The organism is Streptomyces sp. DH10 (assembly GCF_029813805.1).
In the GTDB taxonomy this organism is placed as follows: domain Bacteria; phylum Actinomycetota; class Actinomycetes; order Streptomycetales; family Streptomycetaceae; genus Streptomyces; species Streptomyces coeruleofuscus.
Genome location: NZ_JARVKU010000020.1, coordinates 19,456 through 39,179, shown reverse-complemented (window position 1 = coordinate 39,179; position 19,724 = coordinate 19,456). Strand labels below are relative to the sequence as shown.

At 72.2% G+C, this 19,724-nt stretch carries 19 protein-coding genes; 7 read left to right on the top strand and 12 right to left on the bottom strand.

Translation table 11 applies throughout. From position 1 onward, the window contains the following. Positions 1–65: 65 nt before the first annotated feature. Positions 66–1,160 (bottom strand): glutamate--cysteine ligase, encoded by a 1,095-nt coding sequence (locus tag QC385_RS32710; protein ID WP_279544972.1) that lies wholly within the window; start codon positions 1,158–1,160, stop codon positions 66–68. A 218-nt stretch (positions 1,161–1,378) separates the two neighbouring features. Here QC385_RS32710 and QC385_RS32705 point away from each other — a divergent pair, with 218 nt between their 5' ends. Further along, entirely contained in the window at positions 1,379–2,368 is a 990-nt protein-coding gene (locus tag QC385_RS32705; protein ID WP_279544971.1) for an SDR family oxidoreductase, read from the top strand. Between the two features lie 239 nt (positions 2,369–2,607). On the opposite strand, the gene QC385_RS32700 is transcribed toward QC385_RS32705, so the two are convergent. Both QC385_RS32700 and QC385_RS32695 read right to left on the bottom strand, forming a co-directional pair. After that, positions 2,608–2,916, bottom strand: a complete 309-nt coding sequence (locus QC385_RS32700; protein WP_059419924.1) for a hypothetical protein — start codon at positions 2,914–2,916, stop codon at positions 2,608–2,610. A 16-nt stretch (positions 2,917–2,932) separates the two neighbouring features. After that, the gene (locus QC385_RS32695) at positions 2,933–3,346 is read right to left on the bottom strand and encodes an SRPBCC family protein (protein WP_279544970.1); all 414 of its coding nucleotides are present in this window, start codon (positions 3,344–3,346) and stop codon (positions 2,933–2,935) included. A 110-nt stretch (positions 3,347–3,456) separates the two neighbouring features. On the opposite strand from QC385_RS32695, the gene QC385_RS32690 reads away from it, so the two are divergent. The 4 genes from QC385_RS32690 (at position 3,457) to QC385_RS32675 (ending at position 7,481) form a co-directional block, all read left to right on the top strand. Continuing rightward, positions 3,457–4,437 (top strand): Rieske 2Fe-2S domain-containing protein, encoded by a 981-nt coding sequence (locus tag QC385_RS32690; protein ID WP_443033053.1) that lies wholly within the window; start codon positions 3,457–3,459, stop codon positions 4,435–4,437. A 76-nt stretch (positions 4,438–4,513) separates the two neighbouring features. Further along, on the top strand, positions 4,514–4,963 hold the full coding sequence (locus QC385_RS32685) for a DUF1360 domain-containing protein (RefSeq protein WP_279545094.1): 450 nt from the start codon (positions 4,514–4,516) through the stop codon (positions 4,961–4,963). Positions 4,964–5,015: 52 nt separating this feature from the next. Continuing rightward, complete coding sequence (locus QC385_RS32680; protein WP_279544969.1) at positions 5,016–5,720, top strand: TetR family transcriptional regulator; 705 nt, start codon at positions 5,016–5,018, stop codon at positions 5,718–5,720. A 180-nt stretch (positions 5,721–5,900) separates the two neighbouring features. Further along, positions 5,901–7,481 carry an MDR family MFS transporter gene (locus QC385_RS32675; RefSeq protein ID WP_279544968.1) on the top strand — a complete coding sequence of 527 codons (1,581 nt, stop codon included), beginning with the start codon at positions 5,901–5,903 and terminating at the stop codon, positions 7,479–7,481. A gap of 56 nt (positions 7,482–7,537) precedes the next feature. On the opposite strand, the gene QC385_RS32670 is transcribed toward QC385_RS32675, so the two are convergent. Continuing rightward, positions 7,538–8,437, bottom strand: a complete 900-nt coding sequence (locus QC385_RS32670; RefSeq protein ID WP_279544967.1) for a TauD/TfdA dioxygenase family protein — start codon at positions 8,435–8,437, stop codon at positions 7,538–7,540. A gap of 256 nt (positions 8,438–8,693) precedes the next feature. Beyond that, entirely contained in the window at positions 8,694–9,923 is a 1,230-nt protein-coding gene (locus QC385_RS32665) for an acyl-CoA dehydrogenase family protein (protein ID WP_279544966.1), read from the bottom strand. A gap of 263 nt (positions 9,924–10,186) precedes the next feature. Between QC385_RS32665 and QC385_RS32660 the strand changes: the two genes are divergently transcribed. Together QC385_RS32660 and QC385_RS32655 are read left to right on the top strand one after the other, a co-directional pair. After that, positions 10,187–11,287: a winged helix DNA-binding domain-containing protein gene (locus tag QC385_RS32660; RefSeq protein WP_279544965.1), complete on the top strand. Its 1,101-nt coding sequence runs from the start codon at positions 10,187–10,189 to the stop codon at positions 11,285–11,287. 73 nt (positions 11,288–11,360) lie between these two features. After that, complete coding sequence (locus tag QC385_RS32655) at positions 11,361–11,942, top strand: Rv1733c family protein (RefSeq protein WP_279544964.1); 582 nt, start codon at positions 11,361–11,363, stop codon at positions 11,940–11,942. Positions 11,943–12,118: 176 nt separating this feature from the next. On the opposite strand, the gene QC385_RS32650 is transcribed toward QC385_RS32655, so the two are convergent. From QC385_RS32650 to QC385_RS32620, 7 genes are all read right to left on the bottom strand, one after another. Further along, positions 12,119–13,372, bottom strand: coding sequence for a cation:proton antiporter (locus QC385_RS32650; RefSeq protein WP_279544963.1), 1,254 nt, complete (start codon positions 13,370–13,372; stop codon positions 12,119–12,121). Positions 13,373–13,378: 6 nt separating this feature from the next. Beyond that, positions 13,379–13,864, bottom strand: a complete 486-nt coding sequence (locus QC385_RS32645) for a cation:proton antiporter regulatory subunit (protein WP_059423030.1) — start codon at positions 13,862–13,864, stop codon at positions 13,379–13,381. A gap of 131 nt (positions 13,865–13,995) precedes the next feature. Further along, positions 13,996–14,454: a hypothetical protein gene (locus QC385_RS32640; RefSeq protein ID WP_279544962.1), complete on the bottom strand. Its 459-nt coding sequence runs from the start codon at positions 14,452–14,454 to the stop codon at positions 13,996–13,998. Between the two features lie 182 nt (positions 14,455–14,636). Next, on the bottom strand, positions 14,637–16,310 hold the full coding sequence (locus QC385_RS32635; RefSeq protein ID WP_279544961.1) for a purine-cytosine permease family protein: 1,674 nt from the start codon (positions 16,308–16,310) through the stop codon (positions 14,637–14,639). A 126-nt stretch (positions 16,311–16,436) separates the two neighbouring features. Next, positions 16,437–17,717 carry a hypothetical protein gene (locus QC385_RS32630; RefSeq protein ID WP_279544960.1) on the bottom strand — a complete coding sequence of 427 codons (1,281 nt, stop codon included), beginning with the start codon at positions 17,715–17,717 and terminating at the stop codon, positions 16,437–16,439. After that, positions 17,714–19,003: a bifunctional glycosyltransferase family 2/GtrA family protein gene (locus QC385_RS32625; RefSeq protein ID WP_279544959.1), complete on the bottom strand. Its 1,290-nt coding sequence runs from the start codon at positions 19,001–19,003 to the stop codon at positions 17,714–17,716. Before QC385_RS32625 ends, QC385_RS32630 begins: the two co-directional genes overlap by 4 nt. 199 nt (positions 19,004–19,202) lie before the next feature. Beyond that, a complete protein-coding gene (locus QC385_RS32620; RefSeq protein ID WP_279544958.1) occupies positions 19,203–19,721 on the bottom strand; it encodes a cellulase in 519 nt (172 codons plus the stop codon). Between the last annotated feature and the right edge of the window lie 3 nt (positions 19,722–19,724).

Genomic DNA, 19,724 nt, shown 5'->3' with positions numbered 1-19,724 from the left:
AGCGGTCGGGGGTGTGACGAAGCGGCAGGGGACGCTTCAGGGACCCGGCCGTGGCAGGCAGGGAATCACGTCATGCTGCTCTCCGTGCCGATCAGGTCGGTGACGGCCCGTATGCCGCCTTCGGCGAGAGCGGCGCGCTGTCTGTCCGCCCCGGTGCCGTTCTGGAGAAGCCGGTGGACCAGGGCCGTCACCTGCCGGGTCGCGCCGGACGCGTCCAGTGCCGGTGCGACGTGCCGCAGGAGCTGGTAGAGCACGTCGCCGGCCCGCCGCGGCCGGCCGTTCGGGCAGATCAGGGTGTCGCTCAGGCCGTGCCGGGCGGCATGCCACAGAGCGACCTGGAGAAGCTCCGGCGGGCAGTCGGGCACGGGCGCCCCGGCGGCCGTTTCCGCGATGGCCGTGTCCACGAGCGCATGGGTCATGCCCGCGAGCATGACCGCGTCGTCCGCGCGCAGTTGGACGTCCAGGCTCCGCACCTCGACGGTGGGGTACCGGGCCGACAGGCGGGCCTGCCAGTACAACTGCCCGGTGTCCGAGATCACGCCGCTCTCCAGCAGTCGCGTCACGCGCCGGTCGTGGTCGTCCACGTCACGGAAGAACGGGGGCCCGCCGCTGACCGGCCAGCGGCCGAAGATCACGGTGCGCCAGCTGGCGAAGCCGGTGTCGTGGCCGTCCCAGAGCGGGGAGTTCGCCGACATGGCCGTCAGGGTCGGCAGCCAGACCCGGATCCGGTTCAGCACCTGAACGCCCATCTCGCGGCTGGGCACGGCCACGTGCACGTGCATGCCGTTGACCAGTTGCTCCGCCACCAGCTGGGGCGCCTGCGTGAGCATGGCCCGGTACCGGGCCTGGTCGGTGACGGCCACCGGATGGCGATGGCGCAGCGGAGGCGTCCCGCAGGCGGCGATCCGGCAGCCGTGCGCTTCGGCCGCCGCCCCGATGGCGTGCCGCAGCCGCAGCAGATGTCCCCCCGCCTCCTCCAATGTGCCGCACACCGGCGTCGCCACCTCGACCTGCGCCTGGAGCAGCTCGCACTGCACCTCCTGGTCGGCCACGAGATGCGCCAGCCCCGCCGAGGCGCGCACCTTGTCGGCCAGGGGTACCGGCAGCCCGGTAACCGGGTCGAGGAGCAGGTACTCCTCTTCCACACCGATCGTCGTCATCGGTCACCCTCTGTTCTGCCCCGTCACCGGGACCGGATCGCGCGGCGTGGGCCGGACGCTGTCGGCCGGACGCTCGCGCGTGGCCCGAGTGCCGCGGCGACGGCATGGCAAACCCTTGCAAAACGGGATGATGAGGTGACTCGGTGGTCCCGGGTACTCGTACCGCCTCTGAGGCGGGCAGGAGGCGCCCGGCTCGGGCAGACGTGAGGAGGTACGGGATGGGACTGCGCGATCACGTGGTGGTGGTGACCGGAGCGTCCAGCGGGATCGGACGGGCCACGGCGGAGGCGTTCGCGCGCAAGGGCTGCGCCGTGGTGCTGGCCGCGCGACGCGAGGAGGCGCTGGAGGCGGCGGCCCACGCGTGTGCGAAGCACCGCGGGGCCCGGACACGGGTCGTGCCGACCGACACGACGGACGCCAAGGCGGTCGAGGACCTGGCGCGGCGTGCCGTGCAGGAGTTCGGCCGCATCGACGTCTGGGTCAACAACGCGGCCGTCAACGCCTTCGGCCGCTTCGAGGACGTACCGCTGGAGGACTTCCGAAAGGTCCTGGACGTCAACGTGATGGGCTACGTGCACGGGGCCCGGGCGGCTCTGCGGGTGATGCGGGAACAGGGCACGGGCACGCTGATCAACATCGCGTCCATCGTGGGTGCCGTGGCGCAGCCGTACAGCCACCCCTACGGAATGTCCAAGCACGCCGTCCGCGGGCTCGGCTCCAGCCTTCGGCAGCAGCTCCGGGTGGAGGGTGTGAAGGGCATCGAGGTGTGCACGGTGCTCCCCGCGACCATCGACACGCCGCATTTCCAGCAGGCGGCCAACTACACCGGGCGCAAGGTCGTGGCGATGCCGCCCGTGTACAGCCCCGAGCGCGTCGCCCGGGCCGTCGTGCGGCTCGTCCGCAGGCCGCGTCGCGAAGTGGTGGTCGGCCCCGCGGGCCGCGCACTGGTACGCCAGTCCCGGATGGCACCCGGGCTCGCGGAGCGGACCATGGCACGGCAGACGGACAAGACCCACCTGTCCCAGGACGAGGAGGCCCCGGCCACGCACGGAACGCTGCACGTACCGGCAGAGGGGGAGGGGTCGGTGCACGGCGGCTGGGGCGGCCGACGGCGCACCGCGCTGCGCAGGACGGCCGTCGCCGCAGCGCTGGCGGGAGCGGCCGTCGCGGCCGGGCGGCGGGTGACGCACGGCCCGGCGGGCGCCTGACGGGTCGGCGGGGCGCCGAGTACGGGCCCTCGCGCCTGTCGTGGCCGGGCGGTACGCCCCGGTCGCCCGTCCCCTCAGCCGTGGCTCCCCAGGCGGGGGCGGCAGCCGCCGGCCCTGGTCGTCCCCATGATTGTCGTCATCCCCATGGTTGTCGTCCTCGCCAAGCCGTCTCCCCGGGCCCTGTGCGCAGGCCGGGCAGACGGCTTGGCCCGACGGGAGACGGGAGCAGTTCTACGACGTCACGGCCGCGGGTTCGTGCGCTGCCACCGAGGGCGTGCGTCCTGACCACGGCGTCCGGCGACCGAGGCGCACCGCGGGCACTGGCGCCGGACGCGGTCCGCCGCACCGCCGGACTCCGGGAAGGTGTCCGGCCAGGTGACGTGCGGGAAGCGGACCAGCCGGGAGCGGCTGAGGGACAGGCCGCAGACGGTCTGGTTCAGCCCCGGCTCCCAGGCGTGCACCTCGCCGGACGGCAGGCGGCGCCGGCCTTCCTCCTCGTCGGTCCACTGTCCGGACGCCGCGACGGCGTACTGCTTGACGCGTGCCATGCCGTGCTGTCCCGGATCAGCCGGCCGCGTGGTCGACGCGCAGCCGCACCTGCTCCTCCAGGCGCTCAAGGCTGGTGTCCAGGGCGTCGCGGACCAGCGTCTCGCCGGGGTCGTGGCTGTCGTCGAAGAACGACAGGTGCACCGTCACCTCGCTGGCTCCGCCGCCGATCCCGGCGACCTGGAGCCAGCCCGTGTAGCTGCCCTGGTCGCGGGTGCCCCATTCGAGCCGCATCTGGTCGCGCTGGGCACGCAGCAGGGCGGAGGTGTCCTCGTCCGTGCGGTCCTCGTGCACGGTGACCGCGGGCAGCTCCTCGGCCTCGACGTGCAGGGCCTCCGGCAGCCAGGTGTCCAACTGGCCGATGTTGGCGGCCTGGTCGAAGACCTGCTCGGGCTGTGCGGGCATCGTGCGGGAACGTTCGTACTCGGTCATCGCGGCACCGGCCTCGCTTCGGGTTGGTTCAGCGCACCGCGTTCCCGGCCTGCCCGGCCGTAATCCTCCGGGCCCGTTTGCCGTCGGTGCCGGTGGGGACCCGGCTGGGCATGAGCGCAATGCCACGCCGTCGGCCGATGGGGCAGAACCGGGTCCTGTGGCTGCTGGACCGCCTGGAGCGGGAGCCTGGGGCCGATGCGGTGATCGATTTGCTCCGCAGGGGCGTGCGGGCCCTGCCGCTGGGGCGCGGCCGGGATCTGCTGCACGGCAGGTGGCTGGGGCATCCGGTGCATCCGCTGATGGTGCAGGTGCCGATCGGAAGCTGGCTGTCGGCGGCCGTCCTGGACCTGCGGCCCGGCCGCTCCCGCGAGTCGGGGGTGCTGGTCGGCGTCGGTCTGGCCGCCGCCGCGCCCACGGCCCTGGCGGGCTGGGTCGACTGGGCGGACCTGCACCGTCAGCAGCAGCGTGTGGGGCTGGCGCACGCCCTGAGCAACCTCACGGCCGTCGGTCTGTACGCCGCTTCGCTCACCTGCCGGGTCAAGGGACGCGAAACGGCGGGCCGGGCCTACGGCTTCCTGGGGCTGACGGCGGTCGGACTCGGCGGCATGCTGGGCGGCCACCTGGCCTACCGGCAGGCGTCCGGCGCCAATCACGCCGAAGAGGTCCCGCACGTCGTCACGGAGGGCTGGCACCGGATCGGCACCGTCGACGAGTTCCCGGCCGGTCAGCCGGTGCGGCGCAGCGTGGATGACGTGCCGGTGCTGGTGGTACGCGAACCCGGCGGGGTGATCCACGCGCTGGCCGAGCGGTGCAGCCACCTCGCGGGACCGCTCTCCGAAGGCACCGTCGCCGACGGTTGCATCCAGTGCCCGTGGCACGGCAGCGTCTTCCGCCTCGCCGACGGCTGGAACGTCCGCGGCCCGGCCACCGCTCCTCAGCCCGCCTTCGAAACCCGGATCACCGACGGCCACGTCGAGGTACGCCTGCGCCACCAGGACGAGGGAGAACATGAGGGGAAAGACCGGGAACTGGTCGGGCAGGGAAGCGGAACGCGACCAGAGGTCACGCGTGGACACGGCGACAGCGACTGACAGCCGTCTCGCACGGCGGCTCCAGGGGCTCCTCGACCGCACCCGACGGAACTACGAGGCGGGGCACGAACGGCCGTTGGGCGGCTATCTCGCGGCCATGGCGGGCTTCGCGGCGTACACGGCGGCCTGGACGACGGCGGTACGGCGCCAGGGGCGCGCGCTGCCCGAGCGGCCCGAGCCGTGGGACGTGGTGCTGACCTCGGTGGCCACGTTCCGGCTCAGCCGGCTGCTGAGCAAGGCATCGGTGACCAGCCCGCTGCGGGCCCCCTTCACCAGGTACGTCGGCCCGCAGGGCCCCGCCGAACTGCACGAGGAGGCGCGGCCCGAGCACGGCAAGCACACCGTCGGCGAACTCGCGACCTGCCCGTTCTGCATGAGCGTCTGGGTCGCCACGACCCTGACCGCCGGCCAGTTCCTCTGGCCGCGCCCGACTCGCATAGCCATGGGCACGCTCACCGCCGTGGCCGGCGCGGACGCGCTGCAACTGGGGTACAGCGCGCTGATGACCAGGGCTGCGGGCGACTGACCGCGGAAAGCCTGATTTTTGCAGAGTCTGCATTTTTGCGTACCATGCAATCATGACGGAGGGGAACCCGGAGGGCGTCGGGCTGCGCGAGCGCAAGAAGCGGGCGACCCGCGCCGCTCTGGTGGCGGCCGCGGTGCGGCTGGCGGCGGAGCACGGGGCGGAGAACGTCACCGTGGACGCGATCAGCGAGGCAGCCGGGGTGTCCGCGCGGACGTTCTTCAACTACTTCGACTCCCGTGACGACGTCTTCGTCATGATCGGTGCGGACGCGAGTGCGAGGGTCCGGCACGCGGTACGGGCGGCGCCCACGGAGATGTCCCCGCTGGAGGCGCTGCGCGACGCCATGGCGGCCGAGCTCGCGGAAGTCGAGCAGCAGCAGGAACTGTGGCGCCTGCATTCCGAGGTGCTGCGCCGCTCACCACACCTGCTCGCGCGCAGCATCGGCGCCCACATGGCCGATGAACTCGCCCTGGCCGAAGCGCTCGCCGAGCGCGTCGGCGCCGGCTCGCCGCTCTTCTCCGAGGACCGCGCGGGGCCCGGGTCGTCGGACGACGAACACAGGAGGCGGGCGCTGGACCTCTATCCGCGACTGCTCGCCGCTGTCGGCATCGCGGCCGTCCGGATCGCCGTCGAGCACTGGTGCGTCCGGCAGGACGAACTCGCTTTCGTGGACGTCTTCCGGGAGACGTTCGAGCATCTCGCAGCGGGGCTTCCGGCCCCGCCACCGGCGGGACCGACCGATTCGCTCGGCCGGTAGGCATCGCCGCTCATCGCTCCGGCGTCCATGTCCCGCCCGGCCCCCTTTCTCGAACAGCCCCAGATTTTCGGACGGTTCGCGCGCCCGCGGTCGTGTGCCGCTCGAGTCGCCCGCCATCAACACCGTGAAAGAGACGATGTGAATTCTTCAGCGGCGCCCGTAGAGGCGTCACCGTCCTCCATGTCCAACCGGCAGATACTCCAGGCGATGTCGGGGCTGATGGCGGGCATGTTCGTCGCCATCCTGGCCGGCACCGTGGTGTCCAACGCGCTGCCCCGGATCATCGCCGACCTCGGGGCCAGCCAGTCCTCCTACACCTGGGTCGTCACCGCCGAGCTGCTGGCCATGACGGCGACCGTGCCGCTGTGGGGCAAGCTGTCCGACCTCTACAACAAGAAACTGCTGCTCCAGCTCTCACTGGGCCTGTTCGTCGTCGGCTCGCTGCTGGCGGGCTTCTCCCACGACGTGGAGCTGCTCATCTTCAGCCGTGTGGCCCAGGGCATCGGTGCCGGTGGTCTCACGGCACTGGCGCAGGTCGTGATGGCGGCGATCATCCCGCCGCGCAGGCTGGGCAAGTACGCGGGAATCTTCGGCGCCGTGTTCGCCGTGGGCACCGTGGCCGGACCACTGATCGGCGGCGTCCTGGTGGACACCTCGTGGCTCGGCTGGCGCTGGTGCTTCTTCATCGGCGTGCCCTTCGCCCTGCTCGCCATCGCCCTGCTCCAGCGCACGCTGCACCTGCCCACCGTCCGCCGTGAGGCGAAGATCGACTACCTGGGCGCCTTCCTGATCGTCGCGGGTGTCTGCGCGCTGCTGATCTGGGTCACGCTCGCCGGGAACGAGTTCGACTGGGCGTCGTGGCAGACCGCCGCACTGACCGGCGGGGGAGCGGTGCTGCTGGTCCTCGCGGTCCTCGTCGAGGCGAAGGTCGCCGAGCCGGTCATTCCGCTCGGCATCTTCCGCAACCGCACCGTGGCGCTGACCACCGTCGCCAGCCTCCTCGTCGGTGTGGCCATGTTCGGCGGCACGGTCTTCCTGTCGCAGTACTTCCAGGTGTCGCTCGGCAAGTCGCCGACGATGGCGGGTCTGATGAGCCTGCCCATGATCCTGGGCCTGCTGGTCTCGTCCACCGTCGCGGGGCAGATCATCAGCGCGACCGGCCGGTGGAAGGTGTACCTCGTCGTGGGCGCCGTCACGATGACCGTCGGTCTCGGGCTGCTCTCCACGATCGGGACGGACACCCACTTCGGTCTCCTCAGCGTCTACATGGCGGTCATGGGCATCGGTGTCGGCATGCTGATGCAAAACCTGGTGCTGGCCGCGCAGAACGACGTCCCGGCGGCCGAACTGGGCGCCGCGACCTCGGTGTTGTCCTTCTTCCGCAGCATGGGCGGCACCATCGGAACCAGCGTGCTCGGCGCGATCCTGGCCAACCGTGTCACCTCCGAGATGACCGAGAGCCTGAAGGACGCGGGCGGTGCCGTCGAGGGCGGAGGCCAGACCGGGCACGGGGGAGTGCCCGACATGACCGCCCTGCCGGCGCCGATGCGGGAGATCGTGGAGCACGCCTACGGGGTCGCCACCGCCGAACTCTTCCTCGTCGCCACCCCGTTCGCGGCGCTCGCGCTGATCGCCGTGCTGTTCATCAAGGAGAAGCCGCTGAAGAACACCAGCGGCATGGAGCGGCTCTCCGAGGAGTCGGCGGACGCCGGCACGCAGGTCGCGGGCGGCTCCCTCCCGCGCGTCGACGCGGACGCCTGACGAGATCCAGGGCCGTCGGCAGGGGCACGCGTCCCCTTCCGGCGGCCCTGTCGCGCTCACGCCGCGGCGGGGGTGTAGTGGGAGGCGTCGTCGCCTTCGAGGACGTGGCTGAGAGTGCCGTCGACGCCGGCGGGGACGTCGCCCGCGACGGTCACCCGGTGCAGCAGGCGGGGCAGGTCGCCGTAGTCGTCGGGGGCGTAGTGCTGTGTGATGCGGTTGTCGAAGAGGACGACGTCGCCGGGTGTCCAGGCCACGCGCACGATGTTCTCCGGGCGGGTGACGTACGACTGGAAGATGCGCAGAAGGTCACGCGAGTCGGACGGGCCGAGACCGACGATGCTCTGGGCGAAGCCGCCGATGAACAGGCCGCGCTCCCCGGTCTCGGGGTGGACGCGGACGACCGGGTGGACGGTGCGGTATGTGCGCGAGACGAACCGCTTGCGGTACTCGGCCGCCTTTTCGCTCTTCGGTGCGGCGTAGTCGTAGTCGTTGGTGTGTACGGCCCAGAGCTTGTCGGCCAGCTCGCGCAACGGCTCGGGCAGATCCCGGTAGGCGGCGGCCGAGTTGGCGATGAGGGTGTTGCCGCCATAGGGCGGGACCACGATGCTGCGCAGGGTGGACGCCTTCGGGGGCGTCCGGACGAACGTGACGTCCGTGTGCCACACGTTGGAGCGGATGCCCTCGTCGCCGTCGACGGGCAGGATGTGGGGCCGGCCGTCGACGGAGGGCACGGTGGGGTGGGCGGTGGTGAGTTCGCCGAAGAGGGAGGCGAAGCGGAGCTGGCCCGCGTCGTCGAGGTGCTGATCGCGGAAGACGAGCGCCTTGTGTTCCAGGAGCGCGGAGTCGAGCTCGGAGACGAGGGCGGGTTCGAGGTCGCCGGAGAGATCCACACTGAGGATCTCGGCGCCGATGCGGCCGCCGATCCTGCGGACGTCGAAGCCGGTGCTGGTGGTCATGTGCGGGGTCCTTTCAGTGCTGCCGACTCACTCCGGAACGTCTGCGGGGAATTCAGTCGACTACGAGGACGCGGCGCCTGGACACGGAACAGCCGTGATGGTCGCCTGCGGAAGAGAGCGGGGAGAGGAGCGTTCTCCGAATTGCTCACAGGAATGAGGATCACAGCGCGAATTCGCCTGGTCAACGCCGGTCGGGAGGGCGACATAAGAGTGAAGCGCGCTGTTCACAATGGCCGCCGAGCCGGCCCGTCGATGGTCAGACGGGGAGTACGAACGGAGGGTGCGTACCGTTGAGGAAGTAGTCCCCGACATCGCGGAGCCGGTGGGCTACGGGTTCGTACAGGGTGTGGGTCCGGGCATTGCGCCAGAAGCGGTCGAAGCCCAGCCGCGAGGACGCGGAGCGGGCGCCGATGATGTCGAGGGCGCGGGCGGTGGACTCCTGCACGGCCCTGGACGCGGCGGCTTCGGCCATGGCGACGAGGACGGAGATCTCCGCGTACTCGTCGTAGCCGAGGTCTTCACCACGGGCCAGCCCGGCGTGCACGGCGTCCCGTGCCTGGTCGGCGAGGGCGGACGCGGAGCGGGTGAGTACGGTGAGTTCCCCGCAGGCGGTCAGCACCTGCGGGTCCTGGGGCGAGCCGACCGGCCAGTCCGGGTGCCAGTGGGACTGGCCGGTCCTGCTGTATTCACGGGCCTCGGTGAGCACTCCCTCCGCCATGCCGAGACGGAGCTGCGCCGAGAGGAGACGCCCGACCGGCGACACCAGAGCAGTCAGGGGCGACAGAACGTCCTCGTCCGCGGCCAGTGAGCCCAGGACGTCGTCGGCGGCGATCGGCACGGCGTCGAACTCCACGCTGCCGCCGGCCGCGAGCCGCTGCCCGAAAGGGTCGGCGTCGCCGTCGATCACCACGCCCGGAAGGGCGGGATCCACCACGACGGCGAAGGGTTCGCCCGTGTCCGCCCGCACCGCCCGCACGGCGAGGCGGTCGGCGACCAGGACGCCTGCGGCAAAGCTCTGACGGCCGGTCAGCGCAAAACCCTGTCCGTCCCTGGACAGTGTGAGAGCCGGTTCCTGACGTGCCAGACCACCACCCCAGCACCACTGCTCCGCCGCGGACCGCCGCTCCAGCCGCGCGGCGGGAGCCGGCTCGGTGAAGAACCGGGAGCTCCACGACATGAAGTAGTGACAGCCGAGCAGTTGACCTATCGCGCCGTCGGCCGCGGCGATCTCCCGGACCACCGCGTACGCCGTGGGCCAGTCCGCGCCGCCGCCCCCGAGCCCGGCCGGTACGAGAAGCGTCAGCAGTCCCGACTCCCGCAGCCGTGACACCTCGTCGAACGGGGGCTTGCCCGCCTGGTCTCTGGCCACCGCGTCCGTGGCCAAATCGTCAGCGGTCTCGCCGGCCACGCGCAGCCAGTGCGCGTTCCCGGGCCCGGTCCGGCCGGACTCCACGTCGGAGCCGGACGGCGCAGGGGCAACGCCCATGGCAGAGGTCTCCTCATGTCGATGTGTGAGGCACACGCGTCATGCTGTGCGGCGCGTTGTACGCCGTCAGTAATTCCCTAGTAATTCTATAGGGAAACTAGGGAAGAGGGTCCAGGAGACGGCGGTATGTGGCCGACCGTGCCGCGCTGGTGACACCGGATGCGGTCACGACCTGACCGCATCCCGTGCGACGGTGATCGGGCAGGCCGCCCGGACCGCTCGAACCACGGGTCGGCACACGACTCGAAGGCAGAGGTGCTCCGTTGACCGTTCTCGATGCCCGGGCGCTCAACCGCGCCACCCTCGCGCGGCAGTTGCTCCTCGACCGCGCCGACCTGCCGGCGCTCGACGCCACCGGGCACCTGTGCGGTCTCCAGGCGCAGGAGCCGCAGGAACCGTTCATCGGGCTCTGGTCCCGGCTGCGGGCGTTCGAACCGACGGTGCTGTCGGACCTGCTGACCGGGCGGCGTGTGGTGCGGACCCATCTCATGCGCCGCACCGTCCACCTCGTCACCGCCACCGATCTTTTGGCCTGGCGGGCGCGCCATGACGCGATGCTGCGTCAGCGGGTGCTCGGGACGTACCGCCGCGAGCTGGAGGAAGTGGACCTCGGCGAACTCGCGGCGGCGGGGCGGGAGGTCATGGCCGACGGCGAACCCCGCTCGATGGGCGACCTCGCGCGCGCCGTCGCCGACCGCTGGCGGGCGGCGGGGCACCGGCCCCTGGGTGAGATGCTGGTCGCCGGTCTGCTCCCCATGGTGCAGCTGCCCCCGCGCGGGCTGTGGCGCACGACGGCGGGAGTGCGCTACGCCTTGGTCTCCTCCTGGCTGGGGCGTGAGGTCGACCAGCCGGTCCCGGACGACTCCGACCCCGTGGGGCAGACGTTGGTGCGGCGTTACCTGGCCGCGTTCGGACCCGCCGCCTCGGCCGACCTGCGCGCCTGGTGCGGCCTGGCGGGACTGCCGGCCGCGGTCTCCGCCCTGCGCGAGGAACTCGTCACCTTCCGCGACGAACGCGGCCGTGAACTGCTGGACCTCCCCGACGCGCCGCGCCCCGACCCCGACACCCCCGCGCCGGTGCGGTTCCTGCCGGCGTTCGACAACGCGATCCTCGGCTACCACGACCGCGGCCGGATCATCGACGACACCCACCGCGGCCTGTCGGTCGAAGGCGCCCGCGTCGTCCTGGTCGACGGCCGGGTCGCGGCGACCTGGACCGTCGAGGAGGACACCGTCCTGGTCACCCCGTTGCGCCGCTTCTCCCGGGCCGACCGCGGCTCCGTCGGCGAGGAAGGGCGGGCGCTGGCGTCCTTCCTGTCCGGTGACGAGAGCGACCGGGTGCGGATCTCCGCGTCTTCGGGCTGAGCGATACGCCAAGGACACGGTTCAGGCGCACACTGGAAGGGTGCTGCCGGTGCTCACGAGGGGGTGTCGGCCGATGGAGACGTCAGAGCGTGTGACCGTGCGGTGGTGGCGGTGGCGCCACAACGCGCTCAAGCGGCGCATCGACGTCGTCGAAGCCTGGGTCGTGCTCGCCGGCTGGGTGCTCGCCCTGCTGGGCGGTGCGGGCGCGGGTCTGATGGCGGCGGGCGCCGTCGAGCGGGCCGTCGAGCGGCAGCGGGCCGAGACCCGTCAGGTCTCGGCGGTCGCCGTCGAGGACGCGCCGGGCCCGTCACCGGCCCGGGCGGCGAGTGACCACCGGGTGTGGGCCGAGGTGCGGTGGACCGCGCCGGACGGTTCGACGCACACGGACGAGGCGCGGGTGCCGCCAAGGCTCCCCGCCGGGAGCACGATCCACGTGTGGGTGAACAGGAGCGGTGACATCACGGCCCCACCGGTGTCCGAGGCCGAGGCCTGGCTGCACACGACCATGGGCGGCGGGCTGGCGGGAGCCTTCGCGGGCGGGGCGGTACTGGGCGCCGCCTGGCTGACACGACTGTGCCTGGACCGCCGGCGCATGGCGCAGTGGGACGCGGAATGGGAGCGGATCGACACGCGGCGCGGCTGGAAGACCGGCTGACCGCGCACCGGCCGTGACACCCGCGCGGAGGCTTCCGCCCGGCGGGGGACAGGGGCGCGACCTGCGCTGCCGGCCGACTGGCGGACCCGCCAGGCAGGCGGGGTTATCGGCCGTACGGCGGGCTGAGCTGCCGGGAGAGCACCGGCCGGCGCCCCGGCCCGACTGCGGCCGGTCGATCAGGTGCGGCCGACGATGTCCTGGTCGTCGATGGTCTCGTGGGCGCCCGGCGGAGCAGGCGCTGTGCTTTCGCGGGACGTGGCGCTCCTGCGGCGCAGGCGCCCGGTCAGGGCGGTGGCCACGGGCTCGGTGTAGCGGGCGGTCAGGGGGCCGAGGAGGACCAGGATGAGGACGTAGGCCGTGGCCAGGGGGCCGAGGGAGGGCTCGATGCCGGCCGTGACGGCGAGCCCGGCGATGACGATGGAGAACTCGCCGCGTGCCACGAGCGTGCCGCCGGCGCGCCAGCGGCCCTTGGGCCCGATCCCGGAGCGCCGGGCGGCCCAGTAGCCGGTGGCGATCTTCGTCGCGGTGGTGACGGCCGCCAGGGCGAGGGCGGGCACCAGTACGGGAGGGATGCTGGCGGGGTCGGTGTGCAGGCCGAAGAAGACGAAGAACACCGCGGCGAACAGGTCACGCAGCGGCGCGAGCAGGCTCGTCGCGCCCTCGGCGACCTCGCCGGACAGCGCGATGCCCACCAGGAAGGCGCCCACCGCCGCGGACACCTGGAGTTGCTGCGCGAGCCCGGCGACGACCAGGGTCACGCCGAGCACCACCAGCAGCAGCTTCTCCGGGTCGTCGCTGGAGACGAAGCGGGAGACGTGACGGCCGAAGCGCACCGCGAGGACGAGCACGAGCGTGGCCACGCCCAGGGCGATGGCCAGCGTGACCGCGCCCGCTGCCAGGCCCACCCCGGCCAGCAGGGCGGTGACGATCGGCAGGTAGACCGCCATGGAGAGGTCCTCGAGGACCAGGATGCTCAGGATGGCCGGGGTCTCGCGGTTGCCGAGCCGCCCCAGCTCGCCCAGGACCTTGGCGATGACGCCGGAGGAGGAGACCCAGGTGACACCGGCCAGCACGACGGCGGCGACCGGCCCCCAGCCGAGCAGCAGCGCGAGCACCGCACCGGGCAGGGCGTTGAGGACGGCGTCGAGGACCCCGGCCGGATAGTGGGTCCTGAGGTTGGAGACGAGGTCCGTGGCCGTGTACTCGAGGCCCAGCATGAGCAGCAGCAGGATGACGCCGATCTCGGCGCCGATGGCGACGAAGTCCTCGCTGGCGACCAGCGGCAGCAGTCCGCCCTCGCCGAAGGCGAGCCCGGCCAGCAGGTAGAGGGGGATCGGCGAGAAGCTGAAGCGCCCGGCGAGGCGGCCGAGCAGCCCGAGCCCGAGGATGAGGCAGCCGAACTCGATCAGGAAGACCGCGGAGGAGTGCACGGCGGGTCACTCCCGCCCGAGTATCGCGGCGGCCGCCTCCACGCCCTCGCGGGTCCCGATGACGATGAGCGTGTCACCGCCGGCGAGCCGGAAGTCCGGCGCGGGGGAGGGTATCGCCTCGGCCCGGCGCAGCACCGCGACGATGGACGCGCCGGTGTCGGTGCGGATCCGGGACTCGCCCAGCAGCCGGCCGTTCCAGTGCGAGGAGCCGGACAGTTCGATCCGCTCGGCGACGAGCCCCAGGTCGGTGGTGGACAGCAGGTTCGGCGTGTGGTGCGCGGGCATCAGCGCGTCGATGAGCGTCGCCGCCTCCTCCGCCGTCAGACGCACCGACAGGTCGCAGGCGTCCGGGTCGTCCTTGCGGTAGGCGCTGATCGTCCGGTGGCCGTCGCGGTGGGCGACCACGGACAACCGGCGGCTGTCCCGGGTCGTCAGGTCGTAGCGGACACCGATGCCCGGCAACGGCGTGCTGCTGAGGCGTGGCGCGCTCATGTCTGTCCCCCTTCCGTCGGCGTGCGTGTTCCTGAGACTCGCCTGCGGGGGCCGCGCCCGGACGAGCGCCCAGGTCCGGCCTGTGGGCTCATCCTAGGCGGCCGGGCGGGACCGTACCCGTCGTGTGTGTGCTACCTGGAGGGCACCGGGACAGCGGATCCGGACGGGAAGGGAGTGGCCGTGGACTGCCTCGCGGTCGCCCCCTCCACCTGCCGCACGGTGCCCGTCCCCGGCCGGGTGCCCGTGCCCGCGCCGGCGGACAACTGGGACCAGGCGCCCAGCGCGAGAGCCAGGGCGGCGGCGGTGGCGACGACGCGTCCCACGCGCCGGGCCCTGGCACGGCGGTCCAGGTCGCGCCAGGCCACGCGGACCCCCAGGTCCTCCGGCTGCCACAGGTCACCGACGGTGTGCGGGGGTTGGAGCTGCCGTCCCGCCGCCCGCTCCCTCGCGGAGGGCTCCCTGGGGGCGGAGGCGCGTATGGCGTGCTCGCTGTCCGTGAGGAACCTCAGCCACACGTCGTCCGGGACCGGGGGAGTGCCGTCCGGCTCGTCGGGAGTTCCCCGTCCGCCGCCCGGTCCTTCGGTGGTCACGTCCCGCCATCTCCTCTCCGGCCATCGGCCTGATCACTGCGCAAGCCGAGATCAGTATGCCGCCCGGTGCGCCAGGCCGCCCCCTCCCAGCGCGTCCGAGACCGACCGGAGGCCGGCGGCGAAGTCGCCGCGGTGAGCGTGCCGTGGGGCGCAAGTGCCTCGCGCCCTCCGCCCCACGGCTGTCAGACGGCGGCGGGTGCCTCCGGCAGGACGTGGTCGCCGACCTTGTCGGTGCTCAGGCAGAGGGAGCAGACGACCGCGTCGTGCGTCCGGCAGGCGGCCACGTCCGGCCGTTCGAACCGCTGTCGGCACACGTGGCATTCGTAGGTGACGGCGCTGGGGTTGCCGTCCTCGTCCAGGAGCGGCTCGGCGATGCCGTCGTCGGTGCGGCGCAGGTAGTACCTGCCCTTGGTGACCACGGCCATCAGCGGGGTGAGGACGAACGCGATGACGGCGGCGGCGACGGGGGAGTACGGCTGGAGCGTGTCGCCCAGTCCGTGGAAGTACATGGCGATGGACAGCGCGGAGGCGGCGACGAAGGACACGACCCCGACCGGGTTGACGGCGTAGAGCATGCCGCGGCGGAACTCGGGGGCGTGCGGGGAGAGCTTCAGCACGTATTTGTTGATGCCGATGTCGGTGGCCACGGTGACCACCCAGGCGATCGCGCAGTTCGAGTAGAAGCCCAGGATGCTGTTGAGGAAGCTGAACATGTCGGCCTCCATCAGGACGAGCGCGAAGCCCAGGTTGACCAGGACGAAGATCATCCGGCCCGGGTAGCGCTTCGTGACGCGGGTGAAGGAGTTGGTCCAGGCGAGGGAGCCGGAGTACGCGTTCGTCACGTTGATCTTGATCTGGCTGATCACGACCAGGGCCACGGCCAGCGGGAGGACGATCCAGGACGGCATCATCGCGTCGAAGGCGTGCTTGAATTGCTGGATCGGCTCGGGTGCGGCGGTGGGGCCGACCTCGGCGATGATGTAGACCGCGAGGAACACGCCGATGGCCTGCTTCAGCGCGCCCAGCACCACCCAGCCAGGGCCGGCCATGACCACGGCCGTCCACCAACTCCGCTTGTTCGCCTCGGTCTTGGGCGGCATGAAGCGCAGGTAGTCGATCTGCTCGCCGATCTGCGCGATCAGCGACAGACACACGCCCGCGCCCAGCAGCACGGAGGCGGTGTTGACGCCGCCGTCCCCGTCGGTGCCCGCGTAGGCGAGGAAGCGGTCGACGGTCCCGGGGTCGGTGGCGACCAGGTACACCAGCGGGCCGACCATCAGCAGCAGCCAGATCGGCGTGGTCCACACCTGGAGCTTGCTCAGCGCCGTCATGCCGTAGATGACCAGCGGGATCACCATGACCGTGGACACCAAGTAGCCGAGCCACAGCGGCAGTCCGAGGCCCAGCTTCAGGCCCTGGGCCATGATCGAGCCTTCGAGGGCGAAGAAGATGAAGGTGAAGCTGGCGAAGATGACGCTGGTGAGGACCGAGCCGAAGTAGCCGAAGCCGGAGCCGCGGGTGATCAGGTCCAGGTCGATGTTGTAGCGGGCCCCGTAGTAGGCCAGCGGGAAGCCGGTCACGAAGATGACGACGGCGGCGACGGCGATCGCGAGCAGCGCGTTGCCGGTCCCGTGGGCCAGGCCGATACCGGCCCCGATGGAGAAGTCGGCCATGTAGGCGATGCCGCCGAGCGCGGTCGTCGCCACCACCATCGGGGTCCAGCGCCGGTAACTGCGCGGCGCGAAGCGCAGCGTGTAGTCCTCGAGCGTCTCCTTGACGGCCTGGTCGGCGCCCGGTGCCGCCTTCTGCGCGGGTTCCGGCTCGGCCACCTCGGCCAGTCGCGGCTCGCTGCTCATGCCACGCCTCCTTGCTGCGGGTTGGGGTCTGACAAGGCAGGCACGGTAGGCAGCGGTCGTTACCCCTCCGTACTTCTGGCGTGAAGGGAGTGTTTCGGAGGCGTCGCGCGAGGGCCGAAGGCCGTTCTACGGCACCCCGAGTTCGAAGAGCACGTAGCCCGCGTACGACCCGGAGGCCAGCGCGGCCGTGCCGAGCACGGCGGCGAGGGACGGCCAGTGGAGCCGGCGCATGGCCAGGGCGAGCGGGATGAACAGCGGGAAGAGCGGGAGCAGATAGCGCGAGACGTTGCCGAAGATCTGCTGGGTGGTCATCACCATGAGGTACGACACAAGCGTGTAGACGACGAGCACGGCGGGCGGTCTCAGACGCAGCAGCAGCACGGTCAGCACCGGCACCGTCAGCACCACGCAGACACCGATGACGTCCAGGAAGGGCATCGCGAAGAGGTAGTCGAAGTGCCCGACCGGGATGGACGTCAGCACGTCGAACGAGTGGACTCCCCAGTCGAACTTGTGGGCCCAGGCGCCGTCCTGGAGCTTGGAGTAGCCGTTGATGTCGCCCATGCGGTAGTTGACCCAGGCGAGGTAGCAGAGCAGGCCCAGCGGCGCGATCGCCACGGCGGCCAGCGGACGCCTGATCGCGTCCGCACGCCTGATCCCGTCCGCCCGCCGGCGCAGGGACAGCAGCGCGGCGACGGCGAGGGCGGCGACCAGCGCGACGGCGGTGGGCCGGCAGAGCCCGGCAGCGCAGGTCAGCAGACCGGCGGTGAGCCAGCGGCGGGACATGACGGCATGGCAGGTCCATGCGGCGAGGGCCGTGTAGAGGGACTCCGAGTAGCCCGACCACTCCGTGCCCGAACCGGGCCAGACGGCCCACAGCCCGGCCGCGACCAGCCCGGCCCGGTGACCGCCCAGCTGTGTCGTCACGGCGTAGATGCCGAGGGCGGCGACGAACGACGCGATGACGGAGACCGTCATGCCGGCGCCGTACAGGCCGAGCCCGGTGCACTCCGAGACCAGCCGCATCAGCGTCGGGTACAGCGGGAAGAACGCCGCCGAGTTGCCCTCCAGGGTGATCAGGCCCGTCGCCCCCGGGACCGGTTCCAGGGCCGGGTCGTATCCGTGCTGGGCGATCTGCTGGTACCACCAGCCGTCCCAGCTGGCCAGGACGTCCCAGGCATGCTCGCCGCCGCCGAATCGCGGGTTCTTCTTGCGGAAGTCGCCCGCGGAGTCCAGCAGATACATGAAGACGGCGAAGCCGGCCAGCTTCAGCACCCCGTACGTCAGCAGCACGGGTCCGTAGCGCCCGGCGGCCTCGCGCAGCCTCGGGCGGAACTCCCGGGAGCCCCGGGGGACTTCGGGGGTGTCGAGGCCGGTCGGCGGTCGGCGCAGCTCGACGGTGCTCATGAGGATCCTGTCGTACGGCGAGTGGGACGGGCGTCGTGGCGGGCGGGGAAGACCCAGGCCCGGAAGAGGAGGAAGCGCAGCAGCGTCGCGGCCAGGTTGGCGGCGACGAGCGTCACGAGTTCGAGCCGGTGTCCGGCCCCGGGGGCGGCGTGGTGGAGGGCGGCCAGTGAACCGCTGGTGAGCGCCAGCCCGACCAGGAAGGCCACGAGCCCCTTGAGATGGTGACGCAGCGCACCGCCCCGGCCCCGCACCCCGAAGGTGAGCCGCCGGTTCGCGGCGGTGTTGGCGACCGCGCTGGCCAGCAGCGCGAGCGCGTTGGCGGCCTGCGCTCCCGTGACGGGCCGGAGTGTGGTGTAGAGCAGGAGGTAGCACAGGGTGCTGGCGACCCCGACGGCGGCGAAGCGCACCAGCTGCCGGGCCAGGCCCGCCGGCAGCTCCGGGGCGAGGTCGCCGCCGCTGCGGCGCAGCGCGGACAGCGGCAGCCGGCCGCGGGCCAGGGCCCGGCCGAGCCTGGCCATGCCGCGCAGGTCGGCCAGCGCCGTGGACACGATGTGCACCCGGCTGTCCGGGTCGTCCACCCAGTCCACCGGCACCTCGTGGATCCGCAGTCCCGCCCGCTCGGCGATGACCAGCAACTCGGTGTCGAAGAACCACTCGCGGTCCTCCACCAGCGGCAGCAGCCGCTCGGCGACGTCCCGCCGCACCGCCTTGAATCCGCACTGTGCGTCGGAGAAACCCACGGCGAGCGTGGAGCGCAGCAGACCGTTGTAGCAGCGGGAGATGATCTCCCGCTTGGGCCCGCGCACCACCCGCGAACCGCGCGCCAGCCGGGTGCCGATGGCGATGTCCGAGTGCCCGGAGATCAGCGGCGCGACCAGCGGCAGCAGCGCCGCGAGGTCCGTGGACAGGTCCACGTCGAGATACGCCAGCACCGGGGCGCCCGAGCGTGACCAGGCGGCGTGCAGCGCACGGCCGCGCCCCTTCTCGGCCAGCCGGATCCAGTCCGTGCCGGGCAGCTCCGAGGCCAGCCGGGCCGCGATGCACGGGGTCCGGTCGGTGCTGGCGTTGTCGGCGATGGTGATCCGGAAGGGGTAGGGAAAGGTCTCGGTGAGGTGCGCGTGCAGGCGCCGGACGCAGGGCTCCAGGTCGTTCTCCTCGTTGAAAACGGGGACGACGACGTCGAGGACGGGGTCCGGGTGGTGCGCGGGCAGCGGGGCCCGGCACGGCAACGCGGACAGCTCGGTCGGCGGGCGGTCGACCAGGGCCGGCCGCCGTGCGGTTCTCATGGCTGCTTCACGGTCTCTTTCTGGCGCCGGACGTACGCGAGCGCCGGTTCGGGGCATGCCGAAGGCGCCCGTGGCGGTGGTGCGGTGACGGATGCGGGGCGCTGACGCCCCTGACGGGTCGGGCCGCGGTCAGGCGGTCGCCCCGACGGGCGGGGCCGCCCAGGCGGTCGCCGCCCCTGACGTATGGCCGCTCAGGCGGCTACTCGGTGGCCGATGCGGAAGGCTCCTGCGTCTCCTCCAGGGCGGACGGCGGAGCCGTCGTGGGCGTCGGGGAAGGGGGCGGCGTGGGGGGTGCCGACGTGGTCCGGGTCTCGGAGGCCGTGGCGGTCGGCGTGGGGCTGATCGTCGTGCTCGGGCCCCCGGGAAGCGTGCTGCCGCCGGTCGTGGTCGCCGGTGCGGACGGCTCCGGCTCGGTCGGAGTCGTGCTGGGGGTGGGGGAGTCGAATGTGGGCTCGCCGGTCTGCGAGGGGGTCGGGCTCGTCGCGGGCTGCGGCCGGTGATCGGCGGGCTGGGCCCTGGTGAGCATGTTCGGCAGCAGGGCGAGCCCGATGCTGAGCCCGGCCACGGCCACGGCGGAGCCGCCCGCCTTCCACAGCAGCCGCGCCCTGCGGCGGGAGCGGATGCCCGCGTGCAGCCGCTGCCGGTGTTCGGGCTCGTAGGGAGTGTGCCGCTGGGTGTCGCGCAGCAGCCGCGACAGGTCCCGCTCGAAGTCGTCCATCGC

Coding starts and splice junctions, on each gene's coding strand:
- QC385_RS32710 (WP_279544972.1), bottom strand. CDS start 1,160: ATGACGACGATCGGTGTGGAAGAGGAGTACCTGCTCCTCGACCCGGTT.
- QC385_RS32705 (WP_279544971.1), top strand. CDS start 1,379: ATGGGACTGCGCGATCACGTGGTGGTGGTGACCGGAGCGTCCAGCGGG.
- QC385_RS32700 (WP_059419924.1), bottom strand. CDS start 2,916: ATGGCACGCGTCAAGCAGTACGCCGTCGCGGCGTCCGGACAGTGGACC.
- QC385_RS32695 (WP_279544970.1), bottom strand. CDS start 3,346: ATGACCGAGTACGAACGTTCCCGCACGATGCCCGCACAGCCCGAGCAG.
- QC385_RS32690 (WP_443033053.1), top strand. CDS start 3,457: ATGAGCGCAATGCCACGCCGTCGGCCGATGGGGCAGAACCGGGTCCTG.
- QC385_RS32680 (WP_279544969.1), top strand. CDS start 5,016: ATGACGGAGGGGAACCCGGAGGGCGTCGGGCTGCGCGAGCGCAAGAAG.
- QC385_RS32675 (WP_279544968.1), top strand. CDS start 5,901: ATGTCCAACCGGCAGATACTCCAGGCGATGTCGGGGCTGATGGCGGGC.
- QC385_RS32670 (WP_279544967.1), bottom strand. CDS start 8,437: ATGACCACCAGCACCGGCTTCGACGTCCGCAGGATCGGCGGCCGCATC.
- QC385_RS32665 (WP_279544966.1), bottom strand. CDS start 9,923: ATGGGCGTTGCCCCTGCGCCGTCCGGCTCCGACGTGGAGTCCGGCCGG.
- QC385_RS32655 (WP_279544964.1), top strand. CDS start 11,361: ATGGAGACGTCAGAGCGTGTGACCGTGCGGTGGTGGCGGTGGCGCCAC.
- QC385_RS32645 (WP_059423030.1), bottom strand. CDS start 13,864: ATGAGCGCGCCACGCCTCAGCAGCACGCCGTTGCCGGGCATCGGTGTC.
- QC385_RS32635 (WP_279544961.1), bottom strand. CDS start 16,310: ATGAGCAGCGAGCCGCGACTGGCCGAGGTGGCCGAGCCGGAACCCGCG.
- QC385_RS32630 (WP_279544960.1), bottom strand. CDS start 17,717: ATGAGCACCGTCGAGCTGCGCCGACCGCCGACCGGCCTCGACACCCCC.
- QC385_RS32625 (WP_279544959.1), bottom strand. CDS start 19,003: ATGAGAACCGCACGGCGGCCGGCCCTGGTCGACCGCCCGCCGACCGAG.
- QC385_RS32620 (WP_279544958.1), bottom strand. CDS start 19,721: ATGGACGACTTCGAGCGGGACCTGTCGCGGCTGCTGCGCGACACCCAG.